Source organism: Rothia halotolerans, assembly GCF_004136635.1.
Lineage (GTDB): Bacteria > Actinomycetota > Actinomycetes > Actinomycetales > Micrococcaceae > Rothia > Rothia halotolerans.
Window position 1 is genome coordinate 405644 of sequence record NZ_NOIU01000001.1, and the last position, 25582, is coordinate 431225.

25 protein-coding genes and 1 tRNA gene are annotated in these 25582 nt (G+C 73.1%); 8 read left to right on the plus strand and 18 right to left on the minus strand.

The genetic code is table 11. The features are described 5' to 3' along the window. Positions 1 to 55 precede the first annotated feature (55 nt). Complete coding sequence (locus EWV39_RS01940) at positions 56 to 1453, plus strand: MFS transporter (protein ID WP_272947817.1); 1398 nt, start codon at positions 56 to 58, stop codon at positions 1451 to 1453. Between the two features lie 26 nt (positions 1454 to 1479). Here the strand turns inward: EWV39_RS01940 and EWV39_RS01945 are convergent, their stop codons facing one another. Further along, complete coding sequence (locus EWV39_RS01945; protein ID WP_129656609.1) at positions 1480 to 2451, minus strand: MauE/DoxX family redox-associated membrane protein; 972 nt, start codon at positions 2449 to 2451, stop codon at positions 1480 to 1482. Between the two features lie 19 nt (positions 2452 to 2470). Continuing rightward, positions 2471 to 3070 (minus strand): dCTP deaminase, encoded by a 600-nt coding sequence (dcd, locus tag EWV39_RS01950; RefSeq protein ID WP_129656610.1) that lies wholly within the window; start codon positions 3068 to 3070, stop codon positions 2471 to 2473. A gap of 91 nt (positions 3071 to 3161) precedes the next feature. Here dcd and EWV39_RS01955 point away from each other — a divergent pair. Next, a tRNA-Gly gene (locus EWV39_RS01955) sits at positions 3162 to 3235 on the plus strand. Positions 3236 to 3309: 74 nt separating this feature from the next. Here the strand turns inward: EWV39_RS01955 and EWV39_RS01960 are convergent. Together EWV39_RS01960 and EWV39_RS01965 are read right to left on the minus strand one after the other, a co-directional pair. Then, the gene (locus tag EWV39_RS01960) at positions 3310 to 3960 is read right to left on the minus strand and encodes a class I SAM-dependent methyltransferase (protein WP_129656611.1); all 651 of its coding nucleotides are present in this window, start codon (positions 3958 to 3960) and stop codon (positions 3310 to 3312) included. A 114-nt stretch (positions 3961 to 4074) separates the two neighbouring features. Further along, positions 4075 to 4755, minus strand: coding sequence for a hypothetical protein (locus tag EWV39_RS01965; RefSeq protein WP_129656612.1), 681 nt, complete (start codon positions 4753 to 4755; stop codon positions 4075 to 4077). Positions 4756 to 4805: 50 nt separating this feature from the next. On the opposite strand from EWV39_RS01965, the gene EWV39_RS01970 reads away from it, so the two are divergent. Further along, entirely contained in the window at positions 4806 to 5783 is a 978-nt protein-coding gene (locus EWV39_RS01970) for a hypothetical protein (RefSeq protein ID WP_129656613.1), read from the plus strand. Positions 5784 to 5801: 18 nt separating this feature from the next. On the opposite strand, the gene EWV39_RS01975 is transcribed toward EWV39_RS01970, so the two are convergent. The 9 genes from EWV39_RS01975 to EWV39_RS02015 all read right to left on the minus strand — a co-directional run bounded on the left by EWV39_RS01975 (position 5802) and on the right by EWV39_RS02015 (position 14092). Further along, positions 5802 to 7736 carry an NHL domain-containing thioredoxin family protein gene (locus EWV39_RS01975; RefSeq protein ID WP_129656614.1) on the minus strand — a complete coding sequence of 645 codons (1935 nt, stop codon included), beginning with the start codon at positions 7734 to 7736 and terminating at the stop codon, positions 5802 to 5804. Between the two features lie 286 nt (positions 7737 to 8022). After that, positions 8023 to 10197: a bifunctional copper resistance protein CopD/cytochrome c oxidase assembly protein gene (locus EWV39_RS01980; protein WP_129656615.1), complete on the minus strand. Its 2175-nt coding sequence runs from the start codon at positions 10195 to 10197 to the stop codon at positions 8023 to 8025. A gap of 120 nt (positions 10198 to 10317) precedes the next feature. Beyond that, on the minus strand, positions 10318 to 11007 hold the full coding sequence (locus EWV39_RS01985; RefSeq protein ID WP_129656616.1) for a copper resistance CopC family protein: 690 nt from the start codon (positions 11005 to 11007) through the stop codon (positions 10318 to 10320). Positions 11008 to 11059: 52 nt separating this feature from the next. Beyond that, a complete protein-coding gene (locus EWV39_RS01990; RefSeq protein ID WP_129656617.1) occupies positions 11060 to 11683 on the minus strand; it encodes a hypothetical protein in 624 nt (207 codons plus the stop codon). Between the two features lie 170 nt (positions 11684 to 11853). Continuing rightward, positions 11854 to 12135, minus strand: coding sequence for an HU family DNA-binding protein (locus tag EWV39_RS01995; protein WP_129656618.1), 282 nt, complete (start codon positions 12133 to 12135; stop codon positions 11854 to 11856). 68 nt (positions 12136 to 12203) lie between these two features. Beyond that, on the minus strand, positions 12204 to 12509 hold the full coding sequence (gene rpsN / locus EWV39_RS02000; protein ID WP_129656619.1) for a 30S ribosomal protein S14: 306 nt from the start codon (positions 12507 to 12509) through the stop codon (positions 12204 to 12206). A 5-nt stretch (positions 12510 to 12514) separates the two neighbouring features. Then, complete coding sequence (gene rpmG, locus EWV39_RS02005; protein WP_129656620.1) at positions 12515 to 12688, minus strand: 50S ribosomal protein L33; 174 nt, start codon at positions 12686 to 12688, stop codon at positions 12515 to 12517. A 2-nt stretch (positions 12689 to 12690) separates the two neighbouring features. Continuing rightward, positions 12691 to 12927: a 50S ribosomal protein L28 gene (gene rpmB, locus EWV39_RS02010; protein WP_129656621.1), complete on the minus strand. Its 237-nt coding sequence runs from the start codon at positions 12925 to 12927 to the stop codon at positions 12691 to 12693. Positions 12928 to 13228: 301 nt separating this feature from the next. Further along, on the minus strand, positions 13229 to 14092 hold the full coding sequence (locus EWV39_RS02015; protein WP_129656622.1) for an SGNH/GDSL hydrolase family protein: 864 nt from the start codon (positions 14090 to 14092) through the stop codon (positions 13229 to 13231). A gap of 110 nt (positions 14093 to 14202) precedes the next feature. Here EWV39_RS02015 and EWV39_RS02020 point away from each other — a divergent pair, with 110 nt between their 5' ends. From EWV39_RS02020 to EWV39_RS02035, 4 genes are all read left to right on the plus strand, one after another. After that, positions 14203 to 15000 (plus strand): HAD family hydrolase, encoded by a 798-nt coding sequence (locus tag EWV39_RS02020; RefSeq protein ID WP_129656623.1) that lies wholly within the window; start codon positions 14203 to 14205, stop codon positions 14998 to 15000. 40 nt (positions 15001 to 15040) lie between these two features. Next, on the plus strand, positions 15041 to 15736 hold the full coding sequence (locus EWV39_RS02025; protein ID WP_129656624.1) for a hypothetical protein: 696 nt from the start codon (positions 15041 to 15043) through the stop codon (positions 15734 to 15736). Between the two features lie 64 nt (positions 15737 to 15800). Continuing rightward, the gene (locus EWV39_RS02030; RefSeq protein ID WP_129656625.1) at positions 15801 to 17288 is read left to right on the plus strand and encodes an FGGY-family carbohydrate kinase; all 1488 of its coding nucleotides are present in this window, start codon (positions 15801 to 15803) and stop codon (positions 17286 to 17288) included. Beyond that, entirely contained in the window at positions 17285 to 18043 is a 759-nt protein-coding gene (locus EWV39_RS02035) for a GolD/DthD family dehydrogenase (protein WP_129656626.1), read from the plus strand. The genes EWV39_RS02030 and EWV39_RS02035 overlap by 4 nt, the downstream gene beginning before the upstream one ends. 42 nt (positions 18044 to 18085) lie before the next feature. On the opposite strand, the gene xylB is transcribed toward EWV39_RS02035, so the two are convergent. From xylB to EWV39_RS02060, 5 genes are all read right to left on the minus strand, one after another. Continuing rightward, positions 18086 to 19489, minus strand: coding sequence for a xylulokinase (gene xylB / locus EWV39_RS02040; RefSeq protein WP_129656627.1), 1404 nt, complete (start codon positions 19487 to 19489; stop codon positions 18086 to 18088). A gap of 122 nt (positions 19490 to 19611) precedes the next feature. Continuing rightward, a complete protein-coding gene (locus EWV39_RS02045; protein ID WP_129656628.1) occupies positions 19612 to 21120 on the minus strand; it encodes a mannitol dehydrogenase family protein in 1509 nt (502 codons plus the stop codon). A gap of 2 nt (positions 21121 to 21122) precedes the next feature. Further along, positions 21123 to 21590, minus strand: coding sequence for a ribose-5-phosphate isomerase (locus EWV39_RS02050; RefSeq protein ID WP_129656629.1), 468 nt, complete (start codon positions 21588 to 21590; stop codon positions 21123 to 21125). A gap of 58 nt (positions 21591 to 21648) precedes the next feature. After that, on the minus strand, positions 21649 to 23337 hold the full coding sequence (locus EWV39_RS02055) for a dihydroxyacetone kinase family protein (RefSeq protein ID WP_129656630.1): 1689 nt from the start codon (positions 23335 to 23337) through the stop codon (positions 21649 to 21651). A 60-nt stretch (positions 23338 to 23397) separates the two neighbouring features. Further along, on the minus strand, positions 23398 to 24492 hold the full coding sequence (locus EWV39_RS02060; RefSeq protein WP_129656631.1) for a zinc-binding dehydrogenase: 1095 nt from the start codon (positions 24490 to 24492) through the stop codon (positions 23398 to 23400). A 90-nt stretch (positions 24493 to 24582) separates the two neighbouring features. Between EWV39_RS02060 and EWV39_RS02065 the strand changes: the two genes are divergently transcribed. Then, the gene (locus tag EWV39_RS02065; RefSeq protein ID WP_129656632.1) at positions 24583 to 25578 is read left to right on the plus strand and encodes a sugar-binding transcriptional regulator; all 996 of its coding nucleotides are present in this window, start codon (positions 24583 to 24585) and stop codon (positions 25576 to 25578) included. Positions 25579 to 25582 lie beyond the last annotated feature (4 nt).

The window sequence follows — 25582 nt, forward strand, 5'->3', positions numbered from 1 at the left end:
ATGACGGCGGTGATCGGTCGGCCTCCTCGATCCTCGAAGGTGCTGTACTTTCGTAATGCTACCAATGGGAATGGTCAACGCCCTGAGGTTTACGTCGGCGCTCCTCCAGAGCGAACACGCAACGGGGGTGATATCACCCACACCCGCTGTCCCGAATGGGTACAGTGGAGCCATGAGCGAGCAGACGCGCCGCCCGGTCCTCCCCTGGGCCCTGTGGGACGCGGGGGCCGCGAGCTTCAACGCCGTCATGACCACGTTCGTCTTCACCGTCTACCTCACCGGCTCGGACTTCGGCGACGAGACCCGGACCTCCCTGGTCCTCTCGGCCGGGCTGGTCTGCGCGGGGCTGGTCATCGCCCTGACGGCGCCCGTCATCGGCCAGCGGGCGGACCGCGCCGGCTCGCGCCGCTCCGCCCTGGCCCTGAACACCGGGGGCATCGTGGTGTGCAGCGCGGCGTGCTTCCTCGTGGCCCCCGAGCCCGGCTACCTCTTCCTCGGGGTGGGGCTGCTCTCGCTCGGCAACGTCTTCAGCGAGATCGCCACCGTGCACTACAACGCGCTGCTGCCCTCCATCTCCACTCCGCGCACCCTGGGCCGGATCAGCGGCCTCGGCTGGTCGATGGGCTACTTCGGCGGGATCCTGGCCCTGCTCATCGTGCTCCTGGGGTTCATCACGCCGGGAGTGCTGGGCATCCCGGAGGACGACGCCCTGAACATCCGCGCCGTCGCGCTCTTCGCCGCGCTGTGGACCGCCCTGCTCTCCGCGCCGCTGCTGCTGCGCTTCCCCCGCGGCCCCGCCGAGGCGCCGGAGGCCGCTCGCCGTGACTCCCTGGCCGAGTCCTATCGCCGGCTGTGGCGGACCCTGCGCCGGCTGTTCCGGGAAGAGCCGGCGACGCTGAGGTTCTTCCTGGCCTCGGCCGTGTTCCGGGACGGCCTGGCCGGCGTCTTCACCTACGGCGGGGTGCTCGCCGCGGGCAGCTTCGGCTTCTCCTTCCAGCAGGTGCTCGTCTTCGCCATCGCCGGGAACGTCGTCGCGGGGCTGGGCGCCGTTCTCGGTGGACGGCTCGACGACGCCCTCGGGCCGCGGACCGTGATCCTCGCGTCGCTGACGGGGCTGCTCGTCGCGGCCGCTCCCCTGCTCGTCCTACGGGACCCGCTGGCGTTCTGGGTGTGCGGGCTGGCCCTCTGCGCGTTCGTGGGACCGGCCCAGTCCGCGGCGAGGACCTACCTCGTCCGGATCGCCGAGCCGGGCAGCGAGGGCGAGTACTTCGGCCTCTACTCGACCACCGGCCGGGCGGTGAGCTTCCTCGCCCCGGCGATGTTCGCCCTGACCGTGTGGATCTTCGGGGCGCAGATCTGGGGCGTGCTGGGCATCATGGCCGTGCTGCTGGCGGGCCTGCTGCTGACCCTGCGGCTGCCGAGGCTGGGGGCGGACCGGGCGGACCGCGCGTAGGAGGCTGCCACCCCGGCGGGCCTCGGTCAGGACCGAGCGCCCGCGATCCGGCCCACCAGCGCTTCGACGGCCTCGGCTCCTTCGGCCGGCGCCGCGAGCGCCTCCCCGCTCCCGGCGAGCAGCACGGCCGAGGGCGCCGAGGGGATCCCGAGGGCCGCCAGCTCCGGCTGCTCGGCGGCGGGCAGGATCCGTTCCCACAGCTCCTCGGGCGCGACCACCCGCACCGCCTCGGGAGCGGCCATGCTGATCAGCTGCAGCCGCACCGGCCCGAGCCGCCCGGCCCATCCGGGGGCCAGCCGCAGCACCCGCGCGCAGGAGGCGCAGCCCGGGGCGAGGTGGAGGAGCAGGCGGGCGTCCTCCGGCACCGACTCGGGGAAGCCCCGGGCGCCGTCGAGGGGGGACGATGCGCCGGGGCGCGACGTCGTCCCCCGCTCCGGCGCGCTGGGCCGGTCAGCGCCCTCCGCCGCATGGCGCGAACGGCCGCTCGCCCCCGGCCACGCCAGCAGGAGCACCGTCGCCCCCGTGAGGCCCACCGTGAGCCACAGCCAGTCGGCGAGGGCGAACCGGGCCAGCAGGGCGGGCGCGCTCGCGATCCAGGAGAGGACCCACCAGAGGACGGCGAGGAGCAGCAGGACGGTGTTCCGGGCCAGGGTGCGGCGGGTGACGGGGGCGGCGTCGGCCTCTCCGAAGCAGGCGCACGCCACGGGCGCCTCGAAGCCGAGGGCCCGGCGGATCAGCAGCCAGTAGGCCCCGAAGAGCAGCACGGCGAGCGTCGCGGCCGCAGGTGCGGCGGCCCCCGGAGCGGCCAGGAGCGCGAGGGCCAGGAGCGCCTCCGCGGCGGGGAAGGCCACCCGGATCCAGCGTCGGTCCAGGAGGGCCGGGACGCGCAGGTCGGAGAAGGCCCGCCGCACCGCCTCCGGGGCGCGCGTCTTGGCCGCCCCGCTGACCGCCAGGACGACGGCGAGGATCAGCGCCGGTGCGACCGCGACGGCGGGCATCACGGCAGCAGCGGGAGCGTCACGCCTCGTCCCGCGAGGACTCGGGGATCTCCGTGCGGTGGAAGTTGAGGAAGCCGCGGGAGGCGGTGGGACCCCGCTGGCCCTGGTAGCGGTTCCCGTAGGAGCCGCTGCCGTAGGGCTGGTCGGTGGGCGAGCTCAGCCGGAAGAAGCAGAGCTGGCCGATCTTGGAGCCCGGCCACAGCATGATCGGCAGCGTCGCCATGTTGGACAGCTCCAGGGTCACGTGGCCCGAGAAGCCCGGGTCGATGAACCCGGCCGTGGAGTGGGTCAGCAGGCCCAGCCGGCCCAGCGAGGACTTGCCCTCCAGGCGGGCGGCGACGTCCTCGGGGAGGGTGACCTTCTCGTAGGTCGAGCCCAGCACGAACTCCCCCGGGTGGAGGATGAACGGGGCGTCGTCGCGGGTCTCCACCAGGCGGGTGAGCTCCGGCTGCTCCTGGGCGGGGTCGATGTGCGGGTACTTGTGGTTGTCGAAGAGGCGGAAGAACCGGTCAAGGCGCACGTCGATGCTGGCGGGCTGCAGCATCGAGGGCTCGTAGGGGTCCAGGCCGATGCGGCCCCTGTCGATCTGCTCGCGGATGTCTCGGTCTGAAATCAGCACGTGTTAACCATAGGGCACGGCGGCCGGCGGCGGTTTCGACCTCCGGCCGCGGATGCGCTACGATATTCGAGTGCCTCCGCACGGAGGCCTCGCGGCTGTAGCTCAATGGTAGAGCGCACGCTTCCCAAGCCTGATACGCGGGTTCGATTCCCGTCAGCCGCTCCACGACGGGAGCCCCGTCCGCCATCCGGCGGGCGGGGCTCTTCGCGTGCGGGCAGGGTCTGGCAGGCCCGCCGGCCTCAGAGGAGGCTGGTGCGCGTCCCCGAGGCGTTCGCCGGGTTCTCCGGCTTCTCCAGGATCGCGACCAGGAAGTCCGCGTCCTCCGCGAAGGGGCGGAGGTCCCAGGCGGACAGGGCGAGGCCGAGCTCCAGCGGCGAGGCGGCGACGTCGTCGAAGAACTCCTCGAACGGGTAGCCGCGGCCGGCCCCGAAGCCCACCGCGGCACGGCCGCCCGGGGCCAGGGCCTCGGCGAACCCCCGCAGCACGGCGCGGCGGGTGCCCGGGGCCAGGAAGGTCATCACGTTGCCGGCGCAGACCACGGCGTCGAAGGTCCCGCGCCGTTCCGGGGGCAGCGGGTCGGGCAGCTCCGCGAGGTCCCCGGCGATCCAGGTGGAGGCCGGGTGGTCCGCGCGCGCCTGCTCCACGAGCACCGGGTCCACGTCGACGCCGGTCACCTCGTGGCCGCGGGCGGCCAGCTCACCGCCCACCCGGCCCGTCCCGGCCCCCGCGTCCAGCACGCGCGACCCGCGGGAGAGCATGGCGTCCACGAAGCGAGCCTCGCCGTGCAGGTCCGCGCCGCTGCTCCGCATCGTCTCGAAGCGCTGGATGTACCAGCGGGAGTGGCCGGGGTTCTTCTGGACCTGGAGTTCCCAGAGGGAGGGTTCGCGCATGGGGCCACTCTACCCGCGGGCGGCCGGGGACGCCGAGGGCGGCCGCATGAGGACGCCGAGGCCGGGCGGCCGGGGTCCTGGCCCCGAGCCGCCATCCGACGTCGTGCCCCGCTTTCAGAGCCGGAAGTACTCGGGCCAGAGGTTCACGGCCGCGATCAGCGCCAGCACGAGGACCAGCGCGCCGGTGAGCAGCCCGGAGCGCAGCCGCGGATGCAGCTCCTGCCATCCGATCAGGCCCGGCTGGCGACGCGCGAGTTCGTCGACCTCGATCCGGGAGTAGCGCGTGGTCTGCGGCGTGACCCGGGAGGAGAGGGCCTGGAGGGTCTTCGCGTCCCAGACGCGGCCGTCGAAGCGCAGCGCCGGCTTCCCCTCGGCGTCCACGAACCACAGCGCCGGGACGCCCCTCTTCCTGAAGCGCGCCAGGGCCCCCTGCCCCTCGGCCCCTGCCCCGCGCGGCTGCAGCCGCTCGACGAACACGGTGTCCGCGACGTCCTCCCGACGCGCCGCGCTCCAGCCGATCATCCGCCCGCGCAGCACGTGCGTGTCGGTCAGCACGGCGATGGCCGGCCGCAGATAGGAGTACGCGATCACCAGCGAGACGGCGATCACCGCCAGGGAGAGGGCCACGAACGGGATCGCCGGGCGACGGTAGACCAGCAGCAGCACCAGCACCACCGAGAGGATCGTCGCGGGCACCACCGCCAGGAACCTGCGGCCGTATGACTGGAGCCGCGGGTGGAACCCCTCCACCGGGCGGCCGTACTTCTCCGGGACGTCCTTCAGGTGCTCAGCCATGGGGTCCAGCCTAAGCGATGGGCGGGCCTCCTGGTGGGTATCGTGGTCCCATGAGCCCCGCCGCCCGTCCATCCCGCGTTCTCGCCGCCTTCTGCGCCGGCGTGCTCGTCGCGTGCGTCGCGGCCGGCGGCGCGCTGGCGCTGATCTCGCACTTCGCCTACGGGCCCGTGGCGCCGGTGCGCTCCTACTTCGAGGCGCTGCAGGACGGCCAGGGCGGCCGGGCCCTGAGCTTCCTCAACGCCGAGGTGCCCGAGGGCGACGGCGCCGTGATGAACGGCAAAGCCCTGCGCCAGGCCTCTCGCACCATCGAGGACGTCCGCTACGAGACCGTCGAGAAGAGCGGGGAGACGGCCACCGTCCGCGCGAGCTACCGGATCAACGACGCCGACGCCGCGACCGACTTCTCCCTGCACCGCACGGGCACGTGGGGCGGCCTCTTCCCGACCTGGGAGATCGACCCCGGAGAGCTCCCGACCGTCAAGGTCACCGCCCCGGCCACCGGCGCCGCGACGCTCAACCAGCAGAAGGTGGGCATCCCGGAAGGCGGGCAGAGCTTCCCCGTCTTCTACCCCGGCGTCTACGCAGCCGACTACGCCTCCGACCTGCTCTCCGCGCCCGAGGTGAGCACCGCCGTCACCGATCCCGAGGAGCCGACCGACCCCCTCAAGCTCGCCGTGGAGCCCAGCCAGCGCGTCGAGGACTCGGTCAAGGCCCAGGTGGGAGAGCAGCTGGCCCGCTGCGCGGAGCAGGACTCCCTCTACCCCGCCGGGTGCCCCTTCGAGTACGACTTCGACGGGCGCGTGGACGGGGACGTCGCCTGGAGCATCACCCAGTACCCCAACGCCGGCGCCAAGGTGAAGGCGGACGGGAGCTGGGAGCTGGTGAACCCCTCCGGCTCCGCCCGCGTGGAGTTCCGGAAGATGGACCTCTACACCGGCGAGGTCAGCAAGGTCTCCAAGACCGTGAAGTTCACGATCCGGGCGGACCTGCGGCCGGAGGGCGACGACGTCGTCGTCACCTTCCGCTGACCGCGCGCCCCGCGCGGCCTAGTTGATGCCGCGCAGGTCCAGGACCATCTCCGACTCATCGGCGTGGTCTCCGGTGACCCGGACCGGGATGCCCCAGTCCTGCTGGTAGAGGTGGCAGGCGGCGTGGTCCGGGATCTCGCCGCCGGGCTCGCCGTCGCACGCGGCCGCCCGGGCCGTGATGTGCAGGACGGCGTCGCTGATCTCCGGGTTCAGGGTCAGCGTCCGCTGCAGGCCCTGGGCCGCGCCGGCCCCCTCGACGATGAACTCGGGCGGGGTCGAGGAGACCTTGAGCTGGGTCGGGTCGCCCCAGCGGTCGTCGAGCTTCTGGCCGGTCGGCGCGGAGAACCGCGAGACGAGGTCCAGCGTGCCGCCGGCGATCAGCGACGGCGGGCGCTGGGTCTGCGAGGCGCCCTCGTCCACGAACCGGGCCTCCCGCGGGATGGGCAGGCGCACGACCTGGTGAGCGTTGGCCTCCACGACGAGCAGCAACGGGTCCTCGCCCTCGCCGCGCTCCTCGACCAGCACGTCGGAGGGCTCCCGGAGGTCCTGGGCGAGCGTGCTGAGCGTGCCGGAGGCCGGATCCCAGCGGCGCACCGCCCCGTTGTAGGTGTCCGCGACGGCGACGGAGCCGTCGGGCAGCACGGCCACCCCCAGGCAGTGCTGGAGCCGGGCGCGCTCGCCGTCCCCGTCCCGGAAGCCGAAGTCGAACAGGCCCTGGCCGACGGCGGTGCTCACCACGACGTCGTCGTCCCGGAAGTCGATCCGGCGCAGCGCCGAGGTCTCCGAGTCGGCGAGCCACAGGGTGCCGGAGGCGTCCACGGCCAGGCCGGAGGTCTGCGCGAACCAGGCGTCCCCGGTGGGCCCGTCCAGCAGGCCCTCGTTGCCGGTCCCCGCGAACACCGCGAGCGCGCCGGTGCGCGGCTCGAAGGAGAAGACCTGGTGGGTGCCCGCCATCGCCACGATGAGGGCGTCGGCGCGCTCGGACCACACGACGTCCCACGGGGAGGACAGGGAGACCGTCAGGGGGTCCGCGGCGGGGTCGATCACGTTGGGGTCCCCGGTGCGGGCGCCCTCGGCGTCGAGCAGCCGCTGCACGCCGTTGCCGGCCACAGTGCTCACCTTCCCCGTGTCGAGGCGGATGCCGCGCAGGCGGTGGTTCACCGAGTCGGCGACGACGACGTCGTACCCCACCCGCTCGCGCACGGCCTCCGGGAGGACGGCGAGGCCCTGGGGCTCGTTGAACAGCGCCTCATCGGCCACGCCGTCGCGGTGGCCCTTCTCCGGCCCGCCCCAGGTCCGCAGGACGCGCTCCAGCGTGGAGTCGAGCTCCAGCACGCGGTGCCGCCCGGTGTCCGTGACCAGGTGCGTGGGACCCTCGGCGCCGGGGGCCCGCAGCTCCGGCGGGAGCGCGGTGATCTTGCCCGGGAAGGACATGATGCCCTCGGGGCGCGGACGCGGGACGTAGGGGCCGTCCCCGCGGTGCAGGGTCCCCTTGGCCTCGTGCTCCTCGGCGAGCTCCCGGACCAGCGAGACCAGTCCCTGCACGTGCCCCTCCCCCGAGAGGTGCGCGACGATGTACCCCTCCGGATCCACGACCACCAGCGTCGGCCAGGCGCGGGCGGCGTAGGCCTGCCAGGTGCCCAGCTCGGGGTCGTCCAGCACGGGGTGGCGGATGTCGTAGCGGTCCACTGCGGCGGCGAGCGCGTCCGGGTCCGCCTCGTGCTCGAACTTGGGCGAGTGGACGCCGACGGTGACGAGGATGTCCGAGTACTCGTCCTCGAGCGGGCGCAGCTCGTCCAGGACGTGGAGGCAGTTGATGCAGCAGAAGGACCAGAAGTCGAGGATCACGATCTTGCCGCGCAGGTCCGGCCAGCTCAGCTCCCTGCCGCCGGTGTTCAGCCAGGCGCGGCCCGTCAGCTCGGAGGCGCGCACGCGCGGGGAACGGTCAACCATGGATGCCTTCTTTCACTCGTCCGTGGGGCGGCGCGGCCTCCTCGAGGGGCACGGAGACCTGCATCGCTACGTCCTTGAGCCTAACAACCGCCCGCGGGGTTGTATTTCCGAGGCCTCGCACTGTGGACGGCGGCCGTGCCGGGAACCGGCTCGGAGCGTCCTGTGGACGAGGGGCCGGCGTCAGCCGGGGGACGACGCCGGCATAGGCTCTCGGCACGGCCGGGACGGCTCTCGGCACGGCCGGGACGGCCCTCGGCTCGCCCGGGGCACGACGCCGCCCCCGCGCTCACCGTCCCCTGCGCTCCTGCATGCGCTCCAGCATCTCGTTGTACGCCTCCAGCTCGGCGTCGCCGTCCCGGTCCGCCTTGCGGTCCAGCCGCGCCGCGAGCCGGCGGTCCGCGCGGGACCACTGCACGGCGAGGATGACCGCGAGGACCATGGTCGGGATCTCGCCCAGCGCCCACATGAAGGCGCCGCCCTTCTGCTGGTCCTCGATGGCCGGGGCCGCCCATTCCAGCCCCAGGTTGCCGTACCAGGAGGCCTGCAGCAGGGCGTCCGAGCTCATGATGGCGATGCCGACGAACGCGTGGTACCCCAGCGTCGCGATGAGCATGACGATCCGGAACGGGTAGGTGGGCCGGTGCGGGATCGGGTCGGCCCCGATCAGCACCAGCGCGAACAGGTACCCGGTGATGAGGAAGTGGACCATCATGAACTCGTGGCCCACGTGGTAGCGCAGCGCGACGCCGAACAGCGGCGTGAAGTAGAAGACGATCAGCGAGGCGGCGAAGTTCACGCCCACGAAGATCGGGTGGGTGACGACCTTCGACCAGGTGGAGTGGAGGAACCTCAGGATCCACTCGCGCGGCCCGCGCGTGCCGTCCTGGCGGGGCTCCAGCGCCTGCAGCAGCAGGGTCACCGGGGCGCCCAGGACCAGGAAGATCGGGATGATCATCGTCAGCGACATGTGCTCCATCATGTGCACCGAGAACAGCACCCGGGCGTAGACGGCGAGGGAGCCCGACGTCGCGCCCATCAGGCACGCGAGCCCCACCAGCCAGGAGGCGAGCCGCAGCGGGTTCCACCGGCCCCCGCCCCGGCGCACCTTGACGAAGGCCCAGACGTAGGCCCAGGCGGCGAAGAGCACCACCGCGACCCAGAACCAGTCGAAGCGCCACGTGGTGAGCCACAGCTCGCCCTGGGGCTCCGGCGGGGCCTCGTACCAGGTGATGATCCGGGCCGGCGAGGCGTCCGGGGCCAGGTCCTCGTTGACCGGCGGCGGCGAGCGCGAGAGCGTGACCGCGGCGGCGGAGACCCCGGCGAAGATGATCAGCTCGGCCGCGATGACCTGCCAGATGCCGCGGAAGGCGCTGGTGGCGCCGGACTCCACGCGCGGGATCAGCCACAGCCGGTGCACCGCGCCGGCCAGGCCCAGCACCACCGTCAGGCATGCCTTGAACAGGATCAGCAGGCCGTAGGTGGAGGTGAGGTCGTGCCAGCCGTGAACGCGCACGGCGGCGTTGAGGATCCCCGAGACGGAGACCAGGATGAAGCCGGCCAGCGCCACGGCGGAGTACCGGCGCAGCACGGCGACCGCCATCGGCACCCGGCGGGTCTGCGCCGTCTCGGTGCCGCGCCGCTTCTCCGGCACGGTGCCGGTCCCGGCGTCGGGGGCGCTCAGCTGGCGCGAGAGGTAGGCCAGCACCACGAGCCCGCCGAACCACAGGCAGACCCCCAGCAGGTGCAGTCCCAGCGAGTTGACGGCGCCCATGTGGTCGTCGCCGCCCGAGGAGTGGCCGCCCAGGGCCATCGCCACGATCGCCACGAAGGACAGGCCCAGGGTCAGCAGCAGCCCGGTCAGGCTGCGCACGCCGAAGATCAGGGTGGTCACCACGGCGCCCACCACCACCAGCGTCGTCTGGATCTGCCCCGCCTGGATGTTCTGCATGTAGTTGAGCAGCTGGCTCGTGAAGGTCTCGTCGGCGGCCAGGGCCGTCCCCGAGATGTCCGCGTAGCTCAGCACCAGGGTGCAGATGGAGGCGGCGGTCCAGGTCAGGGCGGCGACGGCGCCGAGGTTGAGGGCCGCGGTGAACGGCGGGTACTCGGGGCGCCCCGCGGCCTCCCTGCCCGCCGGCTCCTCGGACTGGAGGGGGGCGCGGCGCCGCCCGGCGGCGTCGGCGGCGAAGCGCGGGAGCAGGCAGGTGGCGAAGAGCAGCGAGCCCATGGCCACGGCCATCGAGAGGTTCAGGATCGACTCCGCCAGGGGCAGGCCCCAGCGGACGAGGCCGCCGGGATCGTTGAGCTCGGTGCCGGCGGAGGTCCCCGTGATCCAGAGGGAGATCGCCGTCAGCACGAGGGTCAGGGCGGGAACGGCCAGCAGCCACGGGCGATGCAGCCCGCGCGCGAGGCCGGCGGGCGCCGCGGCGCGGAGGGAGGCGGCCGGCTGGGTGGATGAAGGCATGCGTTCCTCGACGATGTGGTGGGCGGGACCGGCCGCGCGGGCCGGAGTTGGGCGGGCCGGAGCTGGGCGGGCCGGTGCCGGGCGCCTCGTCGGGGCGTCCGGCACCGGCCCTGAAGGACGCTAGTCCCGGCGGGAGGCGCGGACGCGGGCCACGACGACCCAGACCATCACCAGCACCACCAGGGCCACGACGGCGCCGATCAGGGCCACGACCCAGGTCGGCAGGCCGTCGTCGGGGGCGTCCTGGGCGGCGTCGTCGGCCGAGCCCGACAGGCTCGGCTCGGCGGAGGGCGCCGCGGAGGAGCCGGAGGCCTCCGAGGAGGAGCCGCCGGCCCCGACCGAGAAGTCGTAGCTGCCCTCGATCGGGTGCCCGTCGGAGGAGACGATGCGCCAGACGACGCGGTAGGTCTCGTCCGCGGCGCCGGCGTCGATCCGCTGGACGGCGTCCGTGCCGTCGACCTGGACCTCGCCGGTGCTGACGGTCTCCCCCTGCGAGTCGGTGACGCGGATGGCGTTGCCGACCTCCGTGATGTTGGCGGAGAAGGTCAGCGTGATCTCCTCGGGCGCCTCGTCCAGCACCTGGCCGTCGGCGGGGTCGGAGCCGATCAGCTCGTCGTGGGCCTGGGCCGCGGGGGCGGTCGCGAAGAGGCCCGCGAGCAGCAGGGCCGCGGCCGCCAGGACCGTGCCGAGCCGGCGCAGGGGGCCTGCCTGGCGCGGGCCGGGCCGGAGGGCGAGGAGGGCGCCGGTGCCGGGGAGGGATCCGGCGGGTCGGCTGCCGCGCGCGGGCGCGGCGGAGGGGGTGGGATTCATGGGTTCTCTTTCGTCGTCGTCGAGCGGGCGGCCGGTCGGGCCGCCGCGGTGGCTAGGCGAGGACGAGGGGCGGGCCGCGCACCGGGGCCGTCCCGGGGAGCAGCACCCTGCGTGGTGCGGGGAGGGCCGCGGGGACGGGAAGCGGGCGGAGGGCCCGGGCCGGGAGGGGCCGCAGCCGGGGGACGCAGAGCCACCGCGCGGCCAGCCGCAGCGAGCGGGAGAGGGCAGTCAGCGCGGCCTCGCCGCGCCGGATCGCGGCGTACGTCAGCAGGCCCGCCGCGAGATGGCCGGCGACCATGCCCGGGTCCGTCGCGTGGACCGGCGCGGGGGCGGCCTCCAGGGAGGCCCCGGCCAGGGAGTCGAGCCCGACGCCGTGGCCGGCGTGCCCGCCCGTCGGGGCGGTCTGCGGCAGGGGGGCGCTGCGGTCCATCAGCCAGTGCAGGGCGGCCTGGGCCGCGAGCACCCCCGCGGCGACCGGGAGGCGGGAGAGGCCCCGCCCGGCCAGGAGCACGCACAGCAGGCCGGTCAGCGCCCAGGCGACCGCGACGGCGGCCGCCCCCGGGACGTGCCCTGAGACCACGGCGTGCGACGCCGTGCCGGCGGCCACGCACAGGGTCGCGATCGACCAGCCCCGCAGAAGGGTCCGGGCGCGGCGAGAGGCGCTGTGACGGCGCACCGCGTCACCCCCGTCCCGCTCGGTGCGATGGTGTTGGAAAGAGGCCCGGCGGCCGGCGGATCCGCCCCCGGCGGGCAGGCCCATTCTACCCACGCGGCCGGCCCCGGACGACATCAGGGCCCCGCACCGTTCGCCGGTGCGGGGCCCTGATGGTCCGTGCAGTCTGGAGACTACTTGGAGGCGGCAGCCTTGAGCTTAGAACCGGCGCTCAGCTTCACGCCGTGGCCTGCCGGGATCTCGATGGCCTCGCCGGTCTGGGGGTTGCGACCGGTGCGGGCGGCACGATCGGTGCGCTCGACGGAGAGCCATCCCGGGATGGTGATCTTCTCGCCCTCGGCGACGGAGGACTCGAAGACCTGGAAGACGGCGTCCAGGACGCCGTTGACGGCAGCCTGGCTCATGCCGGACTTCTCGGCAACCTCGGCTACGAGTTCGCTACGGTTCTTAGCCATTATTGTGTCCCTCCTGAGACATTGAACGGTATCGGCTCAGATCAGCTTAGCTGACCGTGGGCGTCAAACTACCAGCTGGACTTGGTAATACCGGGCAATTCGCCGCGGTGGGCCATCTGGCGGAAGCGCACTCGGGAGATGCCGAACTTCTGGAAGGTGCCGCGGGGACGACCGTCGATCTGGTCGCGGTTGCGGATCCGGATCGGCGAGGCGTTGCGGGGCAGCTTCTGCAGGCCCAGGCGGGCCTCCTCGCGCTCCTCGGGGGTCGCGTTCTCGTCGACCAGGGTCTTCTTCAGAGCGGCACGCTTCTCGGCGTAGCGCTCGACGATGACCTTACGCTGCTCGTTGCGAGCGATCTTGGACTTCTTGGCCATAGCGTTTAGCGCTCCTCACGGAAATCGACGTGCTGGCGAACCACGGGATCGTACTTCTTCATGACCAGACGATCGGGGTTGTTGCGGCGGTTCTTGCGGGTCACGTAGGTGTACCCGGTGCCCGCGGTGGACTTGAGCTTGATGATCGGACGGACGTCCTTGGCGTTCTTCGATGCCATGATTAGATCTTCTCCCCACGGGCCTGGATGTCGGCCACGACGGCGTCGATGCCGCGGGCGTCGATGACCTTGATGCCCTTGGCCGAAACGGTCAGCGTGACGTTGCGGCGAAGGGACGGGACCCAGTAGCGCTTCTTCTGAACGTTCACGTCGAACCGGCGCTTGTTGCGGCGGTGCGAGTGGGAAATGCTGTGTCCAAAGCCGGGAACAGCTCCGGTCACCTGGCAGACGGCTGCCATAGTTTCTCCTCCAAATGTTGACAAAATGACGACGCGCAGCAGACGGCCCCGCTCGCGCGGGAACGTGTCTTGAGCGCTCCGTCACCTACTTAGAGCACCGGATTATTCGCCGGGCCTAGTGTGGAGAAGGAACCTGCGTGAGAGTTCAGGCCCTGCCCCTGCCGCGGGATAACGGTGAAGCTTTCTTCGGTGCCGAGAGGTGGACTCACCACTACGACAGCGTTAAACACTAGGTGATTTCAGCCCCGCAGCGCAACCCGGCGCGAAGGCCCATGGCGTTAATCACCGCGGAATCCCGGGCTCATCCCCCGGTTCCCTCGGTGACGCTCATCGACTGCGCCTCCGGGTAGCGCGGGGCGAGCGCGTCCCCCGAGGAGGTCCCCCGCAGCCGCCGGCCGACCCAGGGCAGCGCGAACTCCCTGACCCACTCCACATTGGCCCGCGTGGTCTGCACCCGGGAGACCTCCCGCATCCGCGGCAGGGGCTCCAGCCCGAGGCCGTCCGGGGCCACCTGGAGCGCCTCGAGGACCTTGCCCGCCATCTTCACGTGCCCGAGGGTGCTCATGTGCAGCCGGTCCGGTGCCCAGTATCGGGCGTCCTGGAACTCGTCCGAGAAGCGCCACAAGTCGACCAGGACGACGTCGCGGTCCTCGGCGATCTCCCGCAGCAGCTCGTTGTAGATCGCGGTCCGCCCGCGGGTCCCGCGGAAGATGCCGTAGAAGTTCCGGACGTCGAAGCCCGTGAAGGTCACCACCTGCGCACCGGCTGCGCGCAGACGGGCGAAGGCGTCGTCGTAGGCGGCCATCAGCTCGTCGATGTCGACGTTGGGCCGCAGGATGTCGTTCCCGCCGCCGTAGAGGCTGACCAGCGTCGGGGCCAGCTCCAGCGCCGGCTCGATCTGCTCGTCCAGGATCCGGTTCAACAGCCTCCCGCGGATCGCGAGGTTGGCGTAGGTGGTCTCCGGGAAGCGCAGCGTGAGCTGCTCCGCGACGCGGTCGGCCCACCCCCGCACGCCGTTGGGCCGCTCCGGGTCGGGATCCCCGACACCCTCCGTGAAGGAGTCCCCCAGCGCGACGTACCGGATGGGCGCGCGGCGGCTCTGCGCCCCGCCCCCGGCTCCGCCGCCCTCCCGCGGCTGCCCCTCGCGCTCCGCTGCTCCCGACATCGGCGTTCCTCCTGCTCGGCCTCGGGACGGATGATGTGCCCCCGAGACTACCCGACCGCCCCCGGCCTCCCGAGGAGCGGAGGGGCCCGGGGTTAAGGGAGGATGGGGGCATGAGCTTCACGGACAGCACCTCCCAGCAGCACGCCCCCGGCCCGGCCGGGGAATGGTTCCCGACGTGCGCGGTCTTCGACTGCGACGGCGTCCTGATGGACACGGAGAGCCAGTGGATCAAGACCGTCGAGCACGTCAGCGGCCAGCTGGGCATCGAGCGTCCCCGCGACATCGCGAACAGGCTCACGGCCCTGCCCGCCGGTCAGATCGCCGACGCCCTGGCCCGCGAGTCGATGCCGGCCGAGGCCCCCGAGGGGGAGCTCGCCGCGCACTCCCGCCAGATCCTGCGCCGGCTCTCCGAGCTCGACGCCGAGCGGATCTCCCGCGGTGTGGAGCTGATCCCCGGCGCCCTGGAGCTCGTCGAGGAGCTGTCCGCCGTGATGCCCGTGGCCGTGGCGTCCAACTCGGCCCGGGGGATCCTCGACACCAAGCTGGAGATCGCCGGCTACACGCCCTTCCTCACCACCTGGGTCTCCTGCGACGACGTCCCCGAGGGCAAGCCCGCCCCGGACATGTACCTCGAGGCCGTCCGCCGGCTCGGCGGCGCGCCCGGCCGGGCGCTGACGGTCGAGGACTCGGCGCCCGGCTCCGCGGCGGCGCTGGCGGCCGGCACGCGCGTCGTCGTGCTCGCCGAGGACCCCGCCACGGCGCCGCGGGGGCACTACGCCCTCACCTCCTTCACCGATCCGGGCTTCCGCGCCCAGGTGCGCCGCTGGACCGCCGCGGCCGCGGAGCGCCTCGAGAAAACCCCGATGACAGGGGGGCCTTCCGCCGCCGACGGGCATATGATGGAGTGAGCGACCTGAGTTGGTCCACGTGAGATGCGAGGAGGCGGCGATGGCCACGGGTGAGGACCCCGGAGGAGGTCCCGGCCTCCCGGAGGAGCGCCCTCGGTTCGGCCAGCGGCTCCCGCACGGCTCGGACGCGCCCGGACCCGACCCACGCCGCGGTCCGCCCCAGCCGGCCCGCCCCGAGCCCGGCGCCCCGCCGCGGGCCATGCGCCGCATGGTCGCCGGGATCTCGTTCGCGATGTGCATGCTGGGCGTGCTGGTCATCTCCGGGCTCATGGCCCTGGGCCTGCCGTTCTGGTCCCTGGTGGGGGCCCTGCCGCTGCTGGCCGGGCTCGGCGGACTGATCGCGGTGCACTGGCGCCTGGCTCCCTCCCTGCGCGACGCCGAGGGGCCCCGGGTCCCCCGCACCGCCAACCGGCTGTTCCTCGTGCCGGCCGGGATCGCGATGCTGGGGGTGGGCGCGCTGGTCGTGAGCTACTTCGGCCCGGGCCTGGTCTCCAGCGACGAGCAGGGGGCCGTGCGCACCCACGTCGTCCTCTGGGTCGAGATCGGGCTGGTGCTCCTGCTGCTCGCGGCCCTGATCGCCGGGCTCATCGCGCTCGCGCTCTGGACGGTGCCGGACGAGGACGACTCGATCCTGCGCCGCCCGGACTTCGCCGACGACCCCCCGCGGAGGCGCCGCGACCAGCGGCGGGGCGGCGAGGACCACTACGACTCGGACTGGTTCCGGGGCGGCGCCTGATCCCGCGCGGACCCGCCGGGCGTGCCTCGCCGCACGGGCGCCGTCGTGCGCGAGAATGAGGGGCATGGCACAGAAGGCATTCCTCGGACTCGACGTCGGAACCTCGAGCACCAAGGCGGTGCTCGTGCGGCAGGACGGCACCGTGATCGGGGACCGCGCCCGGGAGCACTCCGTGGACCGCGGGCCGGGCGGCCTGGTGGAGATGGACCCGGCCGTCTGGTGGCGGGAGTTCCGCGAGCTCTACGCCTCGCTGGTGACCGAGCACGACGTCGACGTCGCGGGCATCGGCGTCTCCGGCATGGGCCCCTGCGCCGCCGTGACCGACCTCGACGACCTCCCCCTCGCCCCCTCCGCCCTGTACGGGATCGACCACCGCGCCCGGCAGGAGGCGGCCCGGCTGACCGAGGAGCTCGGCGAGGACCGGATCCTGCGGGAGCGCGACTCGGTGCTCACCTCCCAGGCCGCGGGCCCCAAGCTCGCCTGGTTCGCCGCCCGGCACCCGGAGTCCTTCGCCGCCGGCGTGCGCCTCTACATGCCCTCGAGCTGGATCGTCCGGCATCTGACGGGCGAGTACGTGCTCGACCGCCACTCCGCGAGCCAGTGCACCCCCCTCTACGACCCGGAGCGGCAGGGGTGGGACCCGGACATGGCCGAGCGGGTCGCCCCCGGCCTGCGCCTGCCCCGCCTGGGCTGGAGCGCCGAGGTCTGCGGCGAGACCCGTCCCCGCGCCGACCTGCCCGAGCTGCCCGGGGGCATCCCGGTGATCCACGGGACCATCGACGCATGGGCCGAGCAGGAGTCGGTCGGCGCCACCGGGGCCGACGAGCTCTTCCTGATGTACGGGACGACGCTGTTCCTCATCGCCAACTCCTCCCGGCGCGTCCGGCACCCCTCCATGTGGGGCACCACCGGCACCCGCCCCGGCACCTTCAACCTCGCCGGCGGCCTCGCGACCTCCGGCGCCCTGACCGACTGGTTCCGCTCGATCTCCGGCGTGCGGGACTACGCTGAGCTGATCGACGACGCCGCCCGCGTCGCCCCCGGCTCCGAGGGCCTGCTGGTGCTCCCCTACTTCGCCGGGGAGCGCACCCCCATCCAGGACCCGGACGCGCGCGGGGTGATGGCGGGGCTGACCCTCCAGCACGGCCGCGGCCACCTCTACCGGGCGCTGCTGGAGGCCACGGCCTTCGCGGTGCGGCACAACATCGAGGTGATGGAGGACGCCGGGGCGAGCATCCGGAGCCTGGCCTGCGCCGGCGGCGGGGTGCGCTCCGCGCTGTGGCCGCAGATCGTCTCCGACGTCACCGGGCGCCCCCAGACGGTGCGCCGCAACACGGTGGGCGCGGCGTACGGCGACGCGTTCATGGTCGCCCGGGCGCTCGGCGTCGTCGACGACCTGGACGAGTGGAACCCCGTGGACCGGGTGATCGAGCCCGAGCCGACGCCCGTCTACGACGACCTCTACGAGGACTACCGGCGCCTGTACGAGGCGACCGCCGACATCCAGCACCGCCTCTGCGCGGTGCAGAACGGGAAAGGACCGAGCACATGAATCAGCAGCAGCCCTCCACCGAGTTCTCCGGCAGGAACGTCCTGATCACCGGGGCCGCGAGCGGGATCGGCCTGGCCATCGCCGAGCATCTGGCGGCCCGCGGGGCCCGGGTGGCCGGCGTCGACGTCGCCGCGTCGATCGAGGAGGCCGTGGCGGGCCTGCCCGGCGAGGGGCACCTGGCCCTGCGGCGGGACCTGACCGAGCCCGGCGCGGCGGATGAGATCGTCGAGGAGGTCCGGCGGGAGCTCGGCGAGCCCCACGTGCTGGTGAACTCGGCCGGCGTCGCGATCCTCGGCCCGGCGGAGGAGCTGCCCGCCGCGGACTGGCGCCGGACCATGGACATCAACCTCGACGCCTCGTTCTTCATGGCGCAGGCTGCCGGCCGCGCCATGACCCGCGCCGGCTGGGGGCGGATCGTCAACCTCGCCTCGCAGGCCTCGGTGATCGGGCTGGACCAGCACGTCGCCTACTGCGCCTCCAAGGCCGCGATCGTGGGCATGACCAAGGCGATGTCGCTCGAGTGGGCCCCTCGGGGCGTGACGGTCAACGCCGTCTCCCCCACCGTGGTGGAGACCCCGCTGGGGAAGAAGGCGTGGGCCGGGGAGAAGGGCGAGCGGGCCCGGGCCGGGATCCCGGCGGGCCGCTTCGCCCAGCCGGAGGAGGTCGCGGCGATGGTCGCCTACCTGGCCTCCGACGACGCCGCGATGGTCACCGGCAGCAACATGCTGCTGGACGGCGGGTTCACCAGCGTGTGAGGCCGGGGCGCCCCGGCCGGACCCGCCCCCTCCGCGCCGGCCTCAGGCCCCCGGGTGCACCGACTCCCGGAACCGCAGGTAGGCCTCGAAGGCCTCGGGGCGCGCCGGGGCCTCCACGGTCTCGCCCTCGGCCACCGACCAGCGCGGCGGCTCCTCCTCCCCGCCGAGCGCCCAGGCCGCCTGCCGGGCGGCGCCGAGGGCCACGAACTCCTGCGCCTCGGGCAGCGCCACGGGCCGGCCCAGGATGCCGGCGAGGATCTGCTGGAAGGCCCGCGAGCGCGCCCCGCCGCCGATCAGGAGGATCCGCCCGGCTCCTCCCCCGGCCTCCCCGCCGGCGTGCCCCAGCACCCGGTCCAGGGCCTCGCGCACCGAGCAGGCGAGCCCCTCCACGATCGCCCGTGCCAGGTTCTCCCGCGAGAGGTCGCCGGCCACGCCGCCCAGCTGCGCGGTCGCGTCCGGCAGGTTGGGGGTCCGCTCGCCGTTGAGGTAGGGCAGGAAGACCGCGCCGCCGGCGCCGGGCTCCCCGGCCAGGGCCAGCTCGCTGAACTCCTCGTGCTCCACGCCCAGCAGTCGCCGGCCCAGGTCCATGACCGGGGCGCCGTTGAGGGTGCAGGCCAGCGGCAGGTACCGGCCGGTGGCGTCGCAGAACCCGGAGACGCTGCCCGAGGGGTCCTCGGCGGGGGTCTCCGAGACGGTCATCGCCACCGCGCTCGTGCCCATCGAGAGGGCGACGTCGCCCGGCCTGAGCCCCAGCCCCAGCGCGGCCCCCATGTTGTCCCCGGTCCCCGGGGCGATGACCGCGCCCCCGCGGGTGCGGCCCACCGCCTCGCCGGGGCCGGCGAGGCGGGGCAGCTCGGGGGCGTGCCCCAGCGCCTCCTCCGCGACCTCCGGCAGCCAGGCCCGCCGGGCTGGCGAGTAGTAGGCGGTGCCGGAGGCCTCGCCGTGGTCGGTGACCAGCTCGTCCTCGGTGTTGAGGGCGAGGGTCAGGTAGTCGTGGGGCAGCGCGATGCTGTGAGTCCTGCGCGCGTTCTCGGGCTCGTTCTTCCGCGTCCAGGCCACCTTGGTGGCGGTGTAGGAGGCCACGGGGACGCTGCCGATCCGGCGCGCGGCCTCCCGCGGCCCGCCCAGCAGCTCGGTCAGCTCCTCCGCCTCGCCGGCGGACCGGGTGTCGTTCCAGAGCAGGGCCGGGCGGACGACGTCGCCCTCCCCGTCCAGCAGGACCATCCCGTGCTGCTGGCCCGCCACCGAGACCGCCGCGGCCCGCGGGAGCAGGTCGGCGGTGGTCTCCTCCAGGGCGGAGACCCACGCGGCGGGGTCCACCTCGGTGCCGGCGGGGTGCTCGGCGCGGCGGGTCTCCACCACGCGGCCCGTCTCCGCCTCGACCAGCAGGGCCTTGCAGGACTGCGTGGAGGAGTCGACCCCCAGGACGTAGGTCTTCTCTGGCATGGTCCTCGTCTCTCCTCGTCGTCGAGTGTGGTGAGCCCACCGTATCGCGCCCGGCGCGGCGCCCTCTGCGCGGCGGGGCGGGAGAGACCGGGCGGACCGGGACCCTCCCACCCCGTTCCGGATCAGGCGGCGAGCAGCCGCTCCAGGGTCTTCAGGCTGCCGACCTCGTGCAGGGACCTCAGCGCCTCGACGTAGGCCTCGGTGAAGCGCGGCTGCTCGGCGAGGTCCCCGAAGAGGTCCTCGTCCCGCAGGAAGGCCAGCTCGTCCTCCCCCTGGCGGGCGGCCGCGGCGCGGACCCGCTCCTCCAGGTGGTCGACGACCTCGATCGGCTCGCCCCGCTCGTCCGTGCCCTCGGCGTACCGGGCCCAGCTGGCCACGATGGCGGCGGACAGCCGCACCTCGCCGCCCTCGCGGAGGTTGTCCCGGATCACCGGCACCAGCCACTTGGGGATCCGGTCCGACGACTCGGCGCACAGGCGCGGCACCGTGTCCTTGACGTACTGGTTGGTGAAGCGGCGGATCAGGGTCTCGGCGTACTCGTCGACGTCGATCCCCTCCACCGGGTCCAGGGTCGGCATCGCCTCGCGGCGCATGTAGGCCAGCAGAAAGTCGGCGATGCGCTCGTCCGAGACCGCCTCGTCCACCCGGTGGTACCCGGCCAGGTGCGCGAAGTAGCACAGCCCCTGGTGGGAGGAGTTGAGCATGCGCAGCTTGAGCTTCTCGTAGGGCCCGACGTCGTCGACCAGCTGGACGCCGACGTCCTCGTAGGGCGGCCGGCCGTCCACGAACTCGTCCTCCATGACCCACTGGATGAAGTCCTCGGTGACCACGGGCCAGGCGTCCTCGTAGCCGAGGGTCTCCCGGACGTAGGCGCGGTCCTCGTCGGTGGTCGCGGGGGTGATCCGGTCCACCATGGAGTTCGGGAAGCTCACGTGCTCCCCGATCCACTCGGCGAGCTCCGGGTCCAGGGCGCGCGCGTGGGCCGTGAAGACGCCCCGGGCGATCTCGCCGTTGGCCTGGATGTTGTCGCAGCTGCGGATGGTGAACGGGGCGATCCCCCGCTCGCGGCGCAGCCTCAGCGCCTGGACCACCAGGCCGAAGACCGTGCGGGGGTGCTCCGGGTCCTTCAGGTCGGCGGCGACGTCGTCGTTGGTCAGGTCGTACTCGTGGGTGACCTGGTTGACGTTGTAGCCGCCCTCGGTCACGGTCAGGGAGACGATCCGGACGCTCTCCCCGGCCAGGCGCTCCACGGCCGCCTCCGGGTCCTCGGGAGCCCAGACGTAGTCGACGATCGAGCCGATGACCCGGATGTCCTCGTGGCCGTCCGGGAAGCGGGCGATCAGCGTGTACAGGTGGTCCTGGGCGGCCAGGGCGTCGCGCATCCGCTCGTCGCCGGGCAGCACGCCCATCCCGCAGATGGCGAAGTCGCGAGCCTCGCCCTCGGAGAGCAGCTCGTCCAGGTAGCGCGCCTGGTGCGCGCGGTGGAAGCCGCCGACGCCGAAGTGCACGATCCCCGGCGTCAGCCCGGACCGCTCGTACCCGGGGACCGAGAACGAGCTGCCCTCGGGCAGGCGGGCACGGGCGGACTCGGCGATCTCGCCCAGGGCGGCCTGCGTCAGTCGCTGCGCCATGCTCAGCACCCCTCGTAGTCGGTCAGGACCCGGACCTTGTCCTGGGAGGGCGACTCGGGATCGAAGGTGTAGCCGATCCACTCGCCGACCAGGCGCAGGGCGAGCTGCTCGCCGACCACGCGCTGGCCCATGCACAGGATGTGGGCGTCGTTGGAGAGGATCGAGCGCTCCACGGAGTAGGAGTCGTGCGCGGTGACCGCGCGGATGCCCTTGACCTTGTTCGCCGAGATGGCCACGCCCAGGCCGGTGCCGCAGATCAGCACGGCCCGGTCGGCCTCGCCGCGGGCGATCCGCTCGGCGGCCTCGATCGCGACGGAGGGGTAGGGGGTGTTCTCGTCGGCGCTCACGCCGACGTCGGCCACCGAGGCGACCCGGGGGTCCTCCTCGAGCTGCCGCTTCACGGCCTCCTTGTAGTCGTAGCCGGCGTCGTCTCCGCCGACGATCAGTCGCAGTCCGCTGCTCTCTGCCATGTCGCTTTCCTTCCGGTCGTGCTTCGGTGCTTCGTCTCGGCTGGGATGCCGGCGGCCGCTAGAGGCGCTCGCCGACCTTGTCGATGATCAGGCTCATGGAGACCGCGCCGGGGTCCGGGTGGCCCACCGACTTCTCGGCGAGCGGGCGGGCCCGGCCGGTCCGCGGCACCAGGTCGGCGCTGGCCTCGGCGCCCTCGCGGGCCTTGACGGCGGCGTCATTCCAGGCGGCCGCGGCGTCCTCGGCCTCGGCGAGCGCGTCGCTGAAGGGGAGCAGGGCGTCCAGCAGGGTCTTGTCCCCCGCCGAGGCCCCGCCGAGGGTCTGCATGGACTCGGCGAAGCGGCGCACGGCCTCGCGCAGCTGCTCCTGGCCGAGCTCCTCCGACGCGTCGTCGAAGGCCGCGGAGGCCGCCTCCAGGGAGGCGCCCCACAGGACGCCGGAGGTGCCGCCGGCCCGGGCGGCCCAGGCGCGGCCCGCCGCCTTCAGCAGGCTCGCGGGGCCGGCGTGCTCGGGCAGGCTCTGGATCACCTCCACGGCGGCCTCGGCGCCGCGGACCATGCCGCGCCCGTGGTCGCCGTCGCCGGCGAAGGCGTCGATCTCGCCGAGGCGGGTCTCCTCCCGGCGCATCAGCTCGGCGACGTCCTCCGCCGCGGCTCGCACCTCGGCCGCGAGCTCGCGGGCCCGGGTGCTCGCCTCGACGACCTCATCCTCCGCCGCCGAGCCCTCGGGACCGCGGTACTCGTCCTCGATGCTCTCCAGCGGGGCGCGCTGCTTGCGGTAGGCCGCGGCGTAGGCATCCGCGGTCCAGAGCGGCTCCAGCTCCTCGTCCAGCCACGCCAGCGTGAGCGAGACGCCGCCCATGTCCAGGCTCGTGACGATCTCGCCGACCTCGGGGTCCACGATCTCGCAGCCCGCCTCCCGCAGCAGCGGGGCGACGGTGCGGTAGAGGAGGAACAGCTCCTCGTACTTGGTGGTGCCCAGGCCGTTGAGGATCACGCCCACCCGCTTCCCGGGCTCCTCCGGGAGATGCTCGAGCAGGCTCTCGACCAGCATCCTGCCGAGCTCCTCGGCCGAGGGCCGCTCCTCGTCCCGGATGCCGGGCTCGCCGTGGATGCCCAGGCCCACGCCCATCTGGCCCTCGGCGACCTCGAACAGCGGCGAGTCCGCGCCCGGCATGGTGCAGCCGGCGAACGCGACGCCCAACGTCCGGGTCCGCCGGTTGGCCAGGTTCCCCAGGCGCTCGACGTCGTCGAGGTCCTTGCCGGCGGCCGCCGCGGCCCCCATGGCCTTGAAGACCACGAAGTCGCCGGCGATGCCGCGGCGCTCCTCGTGCTCCGGGGCGGAGGCGACGTCGTCGGTCACCACCACGATCCGGGTATCGATGCCCTCGGCCCGCAGCATCTTCGCCGCGATCCCGGAGTTCATCGTGTCCCCGGCGTAGTTGCCGAAGCTCAGCACCACCCCGCGGCCCTGGTCCGCTGCCTTGGCCACCGAGTAGATGTGCGCCGCCGAGGGCGAGGTGAAGATGTTGCCCACCACGGCCCCGCTGGCGAAGCCGGGGCCCACCAGGCCCGCGAAGGCCGGGTAGTGCCCCGAGCCGCCGAGCACGACCACCGCGACCTGCGGCTCGCGCGGCGGGTGGGAGACCACTCCCCCGGGGACCGCGGCGAGGCGGTCCGAGTACAGGTCGGCGAAGCCCTCGAGCTGGTCCTCGGAGAACTCTGACGGGTCGTTGTGAAGTCGGGTCATGCGGGCGGCTCCTCCTCGTTGAGCGGCTGCCGGAAGCCCGGAGGCCTCCGATGGGAAGGGTCAGGACTGCGGCAGGATCGAGACCTTGACGGAGGCCCCGGCCGAGTCGCCCACCGTGTCCAGGGCCTTCTGGAAGTCCTCGAGGCCGAACTGGTCGGTGCAGATCTCGTCGAGGGGCAGGATGCCGCTCTCGATCATCTTGATCGCGGTGGGCCAGGTGTACGGCCCCAGGTGCGCGCCCAGGACGTTGAGCTCCTTGTCGTCCGAGATGATCGACCAGTCGACGGTGACGTCGGAGCCGAAGACCGAGTACTCGACGTAGGTGCCGAGCTTGCGGAGCAGGTTGAGGCCCTGGCTCACCGCGGAGGGGTGGCCGGTGCCCTCGATGTAGACGTCGGCGCCGTAGCCCTCGGTCATCTCCCTGATGCGGGCGACGGCGTCCTCGTCCTTGATGTTGATGGTCAGGTCGGCGCCGCACTTGCGGGCCAGGGCGAGCTTGTCGTCGTCCATGTCCAGGGCGATGAGCTTCAGCGGGTTCTTGGCCCGCGCCCCGGCGATGATCCCCAGGCCGATCGGGCCGGCGCCGGCCACCACCACGACGTCCTCGAACTTGATGTCCGCCCGCTCGACGGCGTGCAGCGAGCAGGCCAGCGGCTCTGCGAAGGCGGCGTGCTGCGGGGCGACGTCGTGCGAGATCGGGTGCACCCGGGCCCGGCGCGGGACCAGCATGTACTCGGCCATGCCGCCGTCGAAGTTGCGGAAGCCGAACATGTCGTGCGGGGCGCACATCCAGTACTGCCCGCGCACGCAGAAGCGGCACTCCCAGCAAGGGACGATCTGCTCGCACACGATCCGGTCCCCCTCGGAGACGCCGTGCGCCTCGTAGGCCTCCGGGGACCCCGCGACGACGACGCCCACCAGCTCGTGGCCCGGCGTGACGCCCTCCTGGGCCCACTGGTCCCTGCCCTCGCCGCCCCAGAACTTCGGGGCACCGTGGTAACACTTAAGATCCGACGCGCACACGCCGGTGGCCTCGACCCTGATGAGCAGGTCGTCGGCGCCGAGAGCGGGAACGGGTCGGGTCTCGAGGGTGTAGTCCTCGGGGCCGTTGCACACGACTGCTCGCATCTGATCGGGAATGGCGGTGGCTGACATGGCTGACTCCTTATGTGTCGCGGATAACATCATTCTTGAAGCCGTGAGAACATATGTCAAGCACATATGTTCTGACGAGAGGGGCGCGTCATGACCCAACGACCCAGACGACCCGCGAGCGGCGGCGGCTCCGGCCCGTCTCCGGCCCGCCCGGCGGATCTCTACGACGTCGACATGCTCTACGCCGTGGCCCGGATGTACTACGAGGAGGGGCTGGGGCAGTCGAGCATCGCGGAGCAGCTGCGCGTCTCCCGTCCCACCGTCAGCCGCATGCTCTCCTACGCCCGCGAGACGGGGATGGTGCAGATCAAGGTCCTCCGCCCCCGGGCCGGCGGCAGCCCCGAGCTCGCCGAGCGGCTGTGCCTGACCCTGGGGCTCGACGCCGTCTACCTGGCCGACGGCATGCAGTCCTCCCGCATGGGCCCAGGCATGCAGCCGGCGGTGCTGCGCGCCGTGGAGGACATGCAACTCGGGGAAGGGGACGCGCTCGTGGTCTCCTCGGGGATGGCGGTCTACGGGGTCGCCCACATGGAGCTGCCGAGGATGGAGGGCGTCTCGCTGGCCCCGGCCGTGGGCGGGGTCGCCGAACCCGAGGCCTGGCACCAGACCAACGAGATCGTCCGCACGATGGCGCTGCGGACCGGCAGCGCCTACGTGCCGATCTTCGCCGGGGCCATCCCCTCCCCGCTCATGTACGAGGCGCTCCAGGCCGACGAGGCGTTCAGCGAGGTCCGCAAGCTGTGGAAGCGCGCCAAGGGCTCGATCATGGGCATCGGCTCGCCGACCACGGGACGGACCTCGCTGGCCTCGGCGATCCCCAAGGACAGCCTGGACGCCTCGATCGGCGACGTCTGCCTCCACTTCTACGACCGCGCGGGGCAGGAGCTGGAGTTCCCGGGCAGCGACCGCACGGTGCGCATCCCCCGCGAGGACCTGGCCTCGATCCCCTTCTCCACCGCGATCGCCGTGGGCGAGGAGAAGGTCTGGTCGATCCTCACCGCCTCCTCGATGGGGATGTTCCGCCGCCTGGTCACCGACGAGGCGACGGCGCGGCTCATGCTCGCGGCCCGCGGCGGGGAGGGCTAGGACC